Origin of the sequence: Pseudomonas aphyarum (assembly GCF_028657055.1) — a bacterium.
Taxonomy (GTDB): Bacteria; Pseudomonadota; Gammaproteobacteria; order Pseudomonadales; family Pseudomonadaceae; genus Aquipseudomonas; species Aquipseudomonas aphyarum.
On sequence record NZ_JAMDGS010000001.1, the window covers coordinates 359,115 to 368,945 of the forward strand.

General features: G+C 60.1%; 9 protein-coding genes and 1 rRNA gene. 3 read left to right on the forward strand and 7 right to left on the reverse strand.

Features of this window, described 5'->3' with window-relative positions:
* Nucleotides 1-7 precede the first annotated feature (7 nt).
* The 3 genes from M5G18_RS01620 to hchA all read right to left on the reverse strand — a co-directional run bounded on the left by M5G18_RS01620 (nt 8) and on the right by hchA (nt 2,159).
* The gene (locus tag M5G18_RS01620; RefSeq protein WP_273900065.1) at nt 8-226 is read right to left on the reverse strand and encodes a hypothetical protein; all 219 of its coding nucleotides are present in this window, start codon (nt 224-226) and stop codon (nt 8-10) included.
* Nucleotides 227-564: 338 nt separating this feature from the next.
* Nucleotides 565-1,284: a PA1136 family autoinducer-binding transcriptional regulator gene (locus M5G18_RS01625; protein WP_273900064.1), complete on the reverse strand. Its 720-nt coding sequence runs from the start codon at nt 1,282-1,284 to the stop codon at nt 565-567.
* A complete protein-coding gene (hchA, locus tag M5G18_RS01630) occupies nt 1,281-2,159 on the reverse strand; it encodes a glyoxalase III HchA (RefSeq protein ID WP_273900063.1) in 879 nt (292 codons plus the stop codon). The genes M5G18_RS01625 and hchA overlap by 4 nt, the downstream gene beginning before the upstream one ends.
* A gap of 167 nt (nt 2,160-2,326) precedes the next feature.
* Between hchA and M5G18_RS01635 the strand changes: the two genes are divergently transcribed.
* The 3 genes from M5G18_RS01635 (at nt 2,327) to M5G18_RS01645 (ending at nt 6,120) form a co-directional block, all read left to right on the forward strand.
* Nucleotides 2,327-4,186, forward strand: coding sequence for an ABC transporter ATP-binding protein (locus M5G18_RS01635; protein WP_273900062.1), 1,860 nt, complete (start codon nt 2,327-2,329; stop codon nt 4,184-4,186).
* 140 nt (nt 4,187-4,326) lie between these two features.
* Nucleotides 4,327-5,160, forward strand: a complete 834-nt coding sequence (locus M5G18_RS01640) for an oxidoreductase (protein WP_273900061.1) — start codon at nt 4,327-4,329, stop codon at nt 5,158-5,160.
* A gap of 21 nt (nt 5,161-5,181) precedes the next feature.
* The gene (locus M5G18_RS01645) at nt 5,182-6,120 is read left to right on the forward strand and encodes an AraC family transcriptional regulator (RefSeq protein ID WP_273900060.1); all 939 of its coding nucleotides are present in this window, start codon (nt 5,182-5,184) and stop codon (nt 6,118-6,120) included.
* A 10-nt stretch (nt 6,121-6,130) separates the two neighbouring features.
* Here the strand turns inward: M5G18_RS01645 and M5G18_RS01650 are convergent, their stop codons facing one another.
* From M5G18_RS01650 to rrf, 4 genes are all read right to left on the reverse strand, one after another.
* Nucleotides 6,131-7,264 carry a GGDEF domain-containing protein gene (locus M5G18_RS01650; protein WP_273900059.1) on the reverse strand — a complete coding sequence of 378 codons (1,134 nt, stop codon included), beginning with the start codon at nt 7,262-7,264 and terminating at the stop codon, nt 6,131-6,133.
* Nucleotides 7,265-7,395: 131 nt separating this feature from the next.
* On the reverse strand, nt 7,396-8,940 hold the full coding sequence (locus M5G18_RS01655) for a methyltransferase regulatory domain-containing protein (RefSeq protein ID WP_273900058.1): 1,545 nt from the start codon (nt 8,938-8,940) through the stop codon (nt 7,396-7,398).
* 78 nt (nt 8,941-9,018) lie between these two features.
* Nucleotides 9,019-9,474 (reverse strand): VOC family protein, encoded by a 456-nt coding sequence (locus M5G18_RS01660; RefSeq protein WP_273900057.1) that lies wholly within the window; start codon nt 9,472-9,474, stop codon nt 9,019-9,021.
* Between the two features lie 124 nt (nt 9,475-9,598).
* Nucleotides 9,599-9,714: ribosomal RNA gene (gene rrf / locus M5G18_RS01665) — 5S ribosomal RNA — on the reverse strand.
* Nucleotides 9,715-9,831 lie beyond the last annotated feature (117 nt).

Genomic DNA, 9,831 nt, shown 5'->3' on the forward strand with positions numbered 1-9,831 from the left:
TTCAAATTCAGGAAGATGGCGCGGCGCGCGCGTGCAGACTCGCGTTGAACGCGGGCACACGCAGAAATCCGGGAGGAGACAGGCTGGAGAAGAACACCGCCGCGCGGTCGGCGCAGGCAGCGGGAAAGTGGGCTGAATCGTTGGCGACATCCGTCGCACCGTTCATTGCATCGTCGATTGCAAACCGCGTGACCAATTGAAACCTCGACTTCCATTTGAGGGTCAACGACGAGGAACAACCTGCGCGGGGATGACAGCGCCAGGGTGGTCCCGATCGGCTGCGACTGCCGGGTCTGTGGACGCACGGCAATCTTCTGGCGCCGGGTTTGTGACCCGAAGCGCCGGCGGATAATAACCACGTTTTTTGCTGGAGAGGCAAACAAAATGTAGGAATTCGGCGAAATAAATATCAGCTGTTTCCTACGTCATTGTGACGGTGGCAAAGAGCCGTGAATGTCAAAAATGCGCAAACGCAGGCCTTTGGCCCGTTGAGACGACTCGGGGTGTGAAACATCGCTCCGGCCGCGCAAAAACAAGCTTCAGCGTTCGTTGTGCACCCGGGTTTCACCCCTTTATTTCCCCCTTGCGAATGGCAATTTTGATGGCCTGGGCGGTGGTGGCCACGCCCAGATGCCGACGGGCTGAACGCAGGTGATTTTCCACCGTGCGCCCGGACAGTCCAAGGGTGGCGGCAATGTCGGCCTGCCTGCGACCGGCAGCGACCCATGCCAGCACTTCGCGCTCACGGGTCGAGAGTTTTCCGGCTGTCTCGTCCAGCGGCGCTTCGAGCAAACGTCGCGCGGAATGAAACGCCACCGAGGCGAGCATGCCCAACGCCAGACGAACCCGCGCCGAGGCATCGATCTGCTCGCCCCCCAGACTCATGGCGCCTTCAAGCCCCTGCGGGCCGAAGACTGGAATCTGCAAGCCATGCACGCCCGGGCCGCTAGGCACGCGAACCACTCGATAGAGTTCGCCGCTCTCCTCCTGCACTTTGCTCCAGAAGAAGGATTCGCGGGTGTCCAGCAGGTGGCGAGTCACGGGGCAGCGCTGAACGTAGGTCTGGGCGTCGACAGCGATGCCGTCGCCAAACCAGTCGCCTTCCACCCAGTAAATGCGCTCGACCACGTCCTCCGACACCGAGGTGGCGGAGAACAGGACGAATCGATCGTAACCATGGGCCCCGGCGAAACCGCGAACGGCCTTCTGGATTGCCACCAGCGTGGGCGCCGCCTCGATATCGAGGGCGGCGCGCAAGAGTGCTTCGGCAGGTCCGGGGCTCACCCCGAGGTGACCTCTTTCAGGAGCGCGGCCGCCGCCAGTTTGCCCAGCGCATTGCCCGCCAGCGGACTGTCACCGGTCAGCAGTTTGCGGTCCTGAAGCGTCGCCCCGGAAATGCCCTGATTGGTGATTTCCACACCGAGCGCCTGCAACTGCTCGCCGAACTTCCAGGTCAGGTGGCCGGGCATGTAACCGATGTCAGGGGTTGTCGCGTCCAGGGCATCGGGAAACGCGCAGATCCGGTAGCCATTGAAGATGCACGAGTCTTTTGTTTCGCCGAGACCGGCCGCCAGCAACGCCGCCGGACCGTGGCACAGGGTGATGACGAATTTGTCCTTGGCGAGGGCCCATTGCAGGACCTTCTTCACGTCCTCGCTTTCCGGCAGGCCGATCAGCGCACCGTGGCCGCCGGGGATGAAAACGCCGATATAGTCGGAGTCCTCGCCCAGCGCTTCTTCGATCACTTGGGACAGCTTGAGTGGACGTTTGAACTGATCGCGATATTGCTCGTAGAAGCCCTTCACTTCGGCGTCTTCGGAGGGCATGGCCCAGAATTCGAACTTGACCGGATTGCCCGACAGCGTCGCGACGTCGAAGCCGAAACCGGCCTTGTCCAGGTGATACATCGGCAGCAGGGTTTCAACCGGGTGATTGCCCGTGGAGAACATGGTGCCGTTGTCGGTCAACAGATAGCGTTCGTCCGCGCCGATCATCAGCACCTTCCAGCGCCCGCCCTTGTAGCGGTTGGGGTACTCGGCATCACTGAGATCGGATTTGGGCGAAGTGAACTGGCTGAGGGAATACGGCGAGGGGAAAAACGCGTTGTCCTCGGCCGGATCGGGGGTTGGGCGCTTGTCGTCAGTCTGCGTGGTAGCCATGGTGCTCTCCATCGAATGGGTCGATTGCCGAGACCCATGCTAGTAACGCGACGGTGTTCCGGCAATGAGGGTTTTCCCTCAACGAGGAAATGCCCGGGAACCTGCAAACCCTCAAGAGCGTCGTTAAATGGCAGAATCCCCGCAATTGATCATTTCGGAGACCCACAATGCTTCGCCTGTTTGAACAACGGCTCGACCCCTTCCCGCCCGACGAAGCGCCGCCACCGCCGGTCGGTCTGGCGCGATTCCTGTGGGCCTGCACCCGCGGCGCTCGCGGTTACATCCTCGCGCTGGCGCTGCTCAGTGCCGGTGTGTCGATCTACGAAGCCTGGTTGTTTTCCTTTCTGGGTCAGGTCGTGGACCTGCTTTCGGCCTGGCAGGCCGGCGGCGATGTGAACGGGCAAGAGAGCCGTGTGCTGTGGGGCATCGGCATCGTGTTGCTGACCAGCGTCGGGCTGGTGGCGTTGCGCACCATGGTTCAGCACCAGGTGTTGGCGATCAATCTGCCGCTGCGCCTGCGCTGGGACTTCCATCGACTGATGCTGCGGCAGAGCCTTTCGTTCTTTTCCGATGAGTTTTCCGGCCGGGTCACGACTAAGGTGATGCAGACGGCGCTGGCCGTGCGCGAGGTGCTGTTCACCGTTATCGAAATCGCACCGGGCATTGGCGTTTATTTCATTGCGATCATCGCCCTGGCCGGCGGCTTCGCCCTGAAACTGATGCTGCCGTTCATTGCCTGGGTCGCGCTGTTCGGGCTGACGATGCTGTATTTCGTGCCACGCCTGGGGCAGGTCGGACAGGAACAGGCCCATGCACGGTCATCAATGACGGGCCGGGTTTCGGACGCCTACACCAACATCACCACGGTGAAACTGTTCTCCCACTCCAAACGCGAAGCGCATTTTGCGCGGGCGGCGATGGAGGATTTCAAGCAGACCGGTTTTCGCCAGATGCGTCTGGTCAGCCAGTTCGAGATCGTCAATCAGGCGCTGGTCGTCGGGCTGATCATGGGCGCCGGCGGCTACGCGCTGTGGCTGTGGCATCAGGGCGAAGTCGGCACCGGGGCGGTGGCGGCGATCACAGCCATGGCGTTGCGCATCAATGGCATGTCGCACTGGATCATGTGGCAGATGACGTCGCTGTTCGAAAACATCGGTACCGTGCAGGATGGCATGGACACTCTGACCCGTGGCCCCAAGGTTCAGGATGCGCCGAACGCCGGCGTACTGGTGCCTTCCGGCGGTGCGGTGACGTTCGACAACGTGAGCTTCAACTACAACGGCGAACGCCAGGTGCTCGACGGCTTGAGCCTGAGCATCCAGCCGGGGGAGAAAATCGGTCTGGTGGGCCGTTCCGGTGCCGGCAAATCCACGCTGATCAACCTGCTGCTGCGTTTCTATGACGTCGATCGCGGCGAGATTCGCATCGACGGGCAAAACATCGCGCAGGTGACACAGGACAGCTTGCGCAGCGCGATCGGCATGGTCACTCAGGACACGTCCCTGCTGCACCGCTCGATTCGCGACAACATCGCCTACGGCCGACCGGACGCGACCGACGCGCAAATCCAGCGCGCTGCCGCCAACGCCCAGGCCGACGGTTTCATCAACCAGCTCAGCGACCGCCAGGGCCACACCGGCTACGACACGCTGGTGGGCGAACGCGGCATCAAGCTTTCCGGTGGCCAGCGACAACGCATCGCCATCGCCCGGGTGATGCTCAAGAACGCGCCGATCCTTCTACTCGACGAAGCTACCAGCGCGCTGGATTCAGAAGTCGAAGTCGCCATCCAGGAAAGCCTCGATGAAATGATGCAGGGCAAGACCGTGATCGCCATCGCCCATCGACTGTCGACGATTGCGGCGATGGATCGACTGATTGTCATGGATGAGGGACGCATCATCGAGCAAGGCACCCACACCGAACTGCTGGCGAAAAACGGCACCTACGCGCGGTTGTGGCAGCATCAGAGTGGCGGGTTTCTGGGTGAGGATCAGGGCGTGGCCGAGGCGATGGATCAGGCGTGAGTCCTTTGATCAGCCCCGCGATAACGATTGCGGGGCTGGTCGCCGCTGAGAGGATTAGGCAAGGCTCGAAGACAAACCGGCATAGGTGAACGATTTATCGCTGGCTACCATGACGTCACACCTGATTTGCGGAGTACGTCATGCCCAACACCAAAACCCTCTTCATCACCGGCGTCAGCAGCGGCTTCGGCCACGCGCTGGCCAAGGAAGCGCTGGCTGCCGGTCACCGCGTCATCGGCACGGTGCGCAGCGAAGCCGACCTGCAAGCCTTTCAGGCGCTGTCCATCGACAATGCGCACGGCGTGCTGTTGGATGTCACGGACTTCGGCCGGATCGATAGCGTCGTGGCGACCGTCGAAGCAACCCACGGCCCGGTCGATGTGCTGATCAACAACGCCGGCTACGGTCACGAAGGCATTTTCGAAGAATCGCCACTGGAGGACATGCGCCGCCAGTTCGACGTGAATGTGTTCGGCGCGGTTGCCGTGACCAAGGCGTTTGTGCCGTTCTTTCGCCAGCGGCGGGCGGGTCATATTCTCAATATCACGTCGATGGGCGGCACGATCACGATGCCGGGTATCGCGTACTACTGCGGCAGCAAATTTGCGCTCGAGGGCATCTCCGATACCCTGAGCAAGGAACTGGCGCCGTTCAATATCTTCGTGACCGCTGTTGCACCGGGTTCGTTTCGAACCGACTGGGCCGGTCGCTCGATGCAGCGCACGCCCCGCAGCATCGCCGACTATGACGCCAGCTTCGATCCTGTGCGCAAGGCGCGCGAGGACAAGAGCGGCAAGCAGCTCGGCGATCCGCGCAAAGCGGCGCAGGCGATGTTGCAGATCATCGCCAGCCCTGCCCCGCCAGCGCATCTGTTGCTGGGCAGCGATGCATTGAACCTGGTGCGCGACAAGCTGAAACGCGCCGCCAGCGAGATCGACCAATGGGAAGCGCTGACCCGTTCCACCGACCATTGAACGGCCCACAGAGAGAACGCAATGAAACAGGCCGACCCAAGCACTTCGCGCATGGTGCAGCTCATGGAGATTCTGGCACCGATCGAGGGCTACAACCTCAGCGCGCTGGAGGGCGTGCGCTTCCTGCGCTCGAACCGGCCACTGACCCGCACGCCGGTGCTGTACGACCCCGGCATCGTAATTCTCTGTCAGGGCCGGAAGCGCGGGTATCTGGGCGATGACGTCTACGTCTATGACGCCCAGCATTACCTGGTGGTGTCGGTTCCGATCCCCTTCACCATGGAGACCGATGCCTCTGAAGACGAGCCGATGCTCGCGATCTATATGCAACTCGATTTTCAGGTGGCCAGCGAGTTGATGCAGCAGGTGGATGAGGTTCACGGCCCGAGTGATGCGCCACCCAAAGGCATGTTCGCCTCACCGATGGACGACCGCCTGCGCGCATCGACGCTGCGTTTTCTTGAAACCATGAGCATTGCAGGCGAGGCGCAGATACTAGGCCCGTCGCTGTTGCGGGAAATCTACTACCGCATCCTGACCGGCGAACAAGGCGGCTCGATGCGCGCCGCACTCAATCGACAGGGACACTTCGGCAAGGTGACGCGGGCGATCCGCAAGATCCACAGCAGCTATCAGGAGCGCCTGGACGTCGAGCAACTGGCCCGCGAAGCGAGCATGAGCGTACCCAGTTTTCACCTGCACTTTCGCAGCGTGACGGACGCCTCACCCATGCAATACCTGAAGTCGACGCGCCTGCATCAGGCGCGACTTTTGATGTTGCGCCACGCCATGACTGCGTCCGCGGCGGCGTTCAGTGTCGGCTATGAAAGCGCCTCGCAGTTCAGTCGGGAGTTCAAACGCTTCTTTGGCAGGACACCGCAGGCGGAGATCGAGTGGATGAAGGCAACGTATGCGTTGCCTGCGCCGACTTCGCCTTCGGTTTATGTTTCTTCGCATTGACGCGAGTCGACTACACCGGCTCCGCCACCGCGATCTGATTGCGTCCCAGGGCCTTGGCTCGATACAAGGCCTTGTCGGCATTGTTCATCAGGCTGTGCAGGTCCGAGTCTTCGTTCTGCATCGAAGCGACGCCCAGACTGGCGGTGATGCGATGAACCGGGCCCGTCATGATCCGGGGCATGGTTACGATCAGATTTTCCAGCAGCTCCACCGCCACCTCGATCGAGGTGTCCGGAAGCAGGATCGCGAACTCTTCGCCACCCAACCGGCCATGCACATCAGTGTCCCGAAAGTACGTACAGATGATGCTCCCCATCTGCTGCAGAACACGATCCCCTACCTGATGGCCGTAGGTGTCATTGATGTGTTTGAAGTGGTCCATGTCCAGCATGACGGCACACAGGTTCGACTGGCGCCGCCGGCATTCATCGAACAGTTGCTGCGCCCGCTCGAAAAATGCCCGCCGGTTGTTCAGGCCGGTCAACTCATCGGTCCGCGCGGCAAGCCTTGAGATATTGTGTGCCCGCTCCATTTCCCGGGTCAGGCGAAAGGCGGCCTCCAGCGCTTCGGACATTTTGCGTGTAGCACGGGCGACGAAAGAGGCGAAGACCAGGACGGCCAACGCCATGCCCACTTGAAGCGTGGACGGCTGAAACAGCAGCCAGAACGTACACGGCAGCAACACCAGCGCCATGGAGACCAGCGTCATGTATCGATAGGCCGAATAACAGGACACCGCGCTGACCGACATCCCGACCGTGAAGAGCATGACCAATGCCTGCGCCAACAGGTCGTTGGCCGGCATGATGATCAAGGCGCCCGCGCCCCAGATGCCGGCAGACAACACCAGGGTTGCCCAGTATTTGCGCTCCCAGCGCTTGGGGGTCCGCTCGCACTCATCGCTGCGAAACCAGGCGACAAACATCGAAACGCGCAACAACGTAGACGCCGTCAGCAGGCCGAGCCACCAGAAAATACAGGTTTGCTCAAAACGATCCCAACACAGCCCGCAGAGCATGAGCGCGGCCAGGTAGCTGCCGATAACGGCTGAAACGGATTGGCGAAACAACTGATGCAATCGATCAGTGTTGACCTGCTCGTCGATCGAAGCGCCCTGCTCATGCCGAAGATCTGATAATTCCATTCGATCCATCCAAGCCTGACTGCAACACAAACCCGACAAAAGCCCATATCGGCACCGCCCAGGGCAACACCGTCATTTGCAAGAAGCGACAGGATCCCGTCCTGTCGCCTGTTCTGTATCAAATCTCGTGCCTAAACGATTTTCAGCGCCTTGAGAATGATCAGCGTGCTCTCGGCAAATGCTTGAGCCTGCACAGTCAGTTCGGCAAGGTTTTCTTCAGCGGTGGTCAGGGCTCTGCCGTCCTTGAGGAGACCTTCGCCCTGGCCGCCGATGATGCCCCATGCCAGTTGCGCCCATTCAGCCGGGTGCTTTTTGCCTTGCTTGATCGATATCAGGAACAACTGCTGGAAGCGGCTGACCGTCACGCCACCACCGGTCACCGGACTCGCCAGGGTCTGAATCTTGTTGCCATACAACGAACGTTTGCACAGCTGCAGGTTGAGGGTATTGCAGCGAGCCTGCACCAGTTTTTCGGCCGCATCGCTCTGGCAGGGCGCAACGGCCCCCATGCCTATCAATACGTTGATCGCTTGCTCCAGGTCACCATAAGTCAATGAAGGTGCTGCGCCGAGCAAATGACGCAGAGTCTTCGGCACATAGGCCTGGTCCGCCAGTGCTTCGAGTACCGGGCCGTAGATCTCGGCTTGCAGCGTGGCTGAGCCCGCCGGCCCGGTGACGGTGCCCGGTACGCTGCCAGCCGACTGCAACAGGGCAAAACGCGTATTGAGCATGCGCTCGCGGTGCTCGGATGCAGACAACCTGTTGGCACCGCGTACATAAAGATCCCGGCGGAAATTCTGGTTCACGAAATAGTCACGCGCCTGCTCACGCATGACGGGATGCTCGATCCCTTCCAGGAACTCCATGCCTTCGGCGCTCAGGTTGAGCGGGTCGACGGAGTCCAGCGGCACGGCTGTCGTGGCGTAGTCGAGCTTGGCGGGCGCCAGGGCATCAACCACGTCGGTGAAATACATGCAGTTCCAGTCGCGGTTGAAATACTCATGGGCAACGTACTGGCGATCCTGGCCTTTGATGCTCTGGAGCTTGGCGTCCAGACCGGGTGCCGAGTTGGCATATTTGGGGGTGGCCGCCAATAACGCTTCGGAAAATTGCAGCGCAGCATCGATGCGCTGATCCGCTCGCGCGGAGGCCTGACTGGCGAAACGATCGTGCAGGCTGAATAGCTGACGCAATGGCGCCATAGGCGACCAGCCGGGGAAGCAGTTGTAGCTGACGTACAGCAAGCCACCTGGCTTGAGATGACGACGCACGAATTCCACGATCAATTTGTGATTATCGCGGCTGACCCAGGTCCAGATGCCATGCAGGCTGATGCTGTCGAACTGAGGTAAGTCATGGCGGGCCAGCAACTGCTCGAAGCTGTCATCATAAAGTCGCGCATCGCTGCCCCAGTCGCTTGCCAGAGTGATGGCATGGGACGCCTGACCCGGGTGAAAGTCGGTACCGACATAGGAGCCCGGATTGCCCGCGGCATGGATGTTGATCGAAACTCCCTGACCAAAGCCCAACTCACAGTGGTAACCGTCGGTGCTCTCCAGCGTGGCGAAACCGCGCAACAGCAGACAATAACGCTGGAAAACCGGATTGATTTCCCGGCTATACCCGTAGGTATAGCCTTCGTCCGTGAAATATCCTTCGTTCCAGGCATTGCTCATGCGTGCACCCTTTTCTTATATCGGAAGTGAAAGTCGCTCTTATACGGGGTAGTCGTGGCGTATCACAAGCGGAAAACGTCAGGCAAACGCCTCCTCGATAAACGCCTCCAGCGATTTTTCTTCAAGGATTTCGATCGAGAAGTGGCCGAAGCGTTTGGGCAACCAGATGATGCGTGCCCCTGCCGGCGATTTCAGGTGTTCGCGGGCCAGCGGTTTACCGTTTTCATCTTCTGGCTGTACGCCTTCAGCGACCAGTTCGTCGTAGGCTTTTTCGATGTCGGGAGTCGAATAGCAGTGACGGTAGATCATGCCCTCGCCCGCGCTATCCAGGAGCTCCCGCAGATTCCCGGCCAATGGCTGAACCAGCATGAAACGCTCCTGCCCGATCAACGCAATCGCATAACGCACATGCAGACCGCCCCGCTCCCACACCAGAGGCCTGGAGATTCTCGCCTTCAATATCTGCGCGTAGTACGCGCAGGATTCTTCGAGGTTATTGACGAGTACATCGATGTGACTGAACTTGAGTTGCATGGCCTGCCTCCTGCCGAACGGACGCTCATGGTAACCATCGACGTGCTCGCTGAAGCGAGCAAAAACTTTCCTGCGGGCAAAACAAAACCCCAACTGCTTTCGCAATTGGGGTTTCGGAATTTAATCTTGACGATGACCTACTCTCACATGGGGAAACCCCACACTACCATCGGCGATGCATCGTTTCACTTCTGAGTTCGGGATGGGATCAGGTGGTTCCAACGCTCTATGGTCGTCAAGAAATTCGGGTACTGAGTCGTGGCCAGAGTGCCTCGCTTCAGCAAATTGGGTATGTGACAGCTAGGTGTTTTGTGAGCGTCGAACTTTCGGTTCGTTTCGTCTTCACACACCGCAATC

Coding starts and splice junctions, on each gene's coding strand:
- hchA (WP_273900063.1), bottom strand. CDS start 2,159: ATGGCTACCACGCAGACTGACGACAAGCGCCCAACCCCCGATCCGGCC.
- M5G18_RS01635 (WP_273900062.1), top strand. CDS start 2,327: ATGCTTCGCCTGTTTGAACAACGGCTCGACCCCTTCCCGCCCGACGAA.
- M5G18_RS01640 (WP_273900061.1), top strand. CDS start 4,327: ATGCCCAACACCAAAACCCTCTTCATCACCGGCGTCAGCAGCGGCTTC.
- M5G18_RS01645 (WP_273900060.1), top strand. CDS start 5,182: ATGAAACAGGCCGACCCAAGCACTTCGCGCATGGTGCAGCTCATGGAG.
- M5G18_RS01650 (WP_273900059.1), bottom strand. CDS start 7,264: ATGGAATTATCAGATCTTCGGCATGAGCAGGGCGCTTCGATCGACGAG.
- M5G18_RS01655 (WP_273900058.1), bottom strand. CDS start 8,940: ATGAGCAATGCCTGGAACGAAGGATATTTCACGGACGAAGGCTATACC.
- M5G18_RS01660 (WP_273900057.1), bottom strand. CDS start 9,474: ATGCAACTCAAGTTCAGTCACATCGATGTACTCGTCAATAACCTCGAA.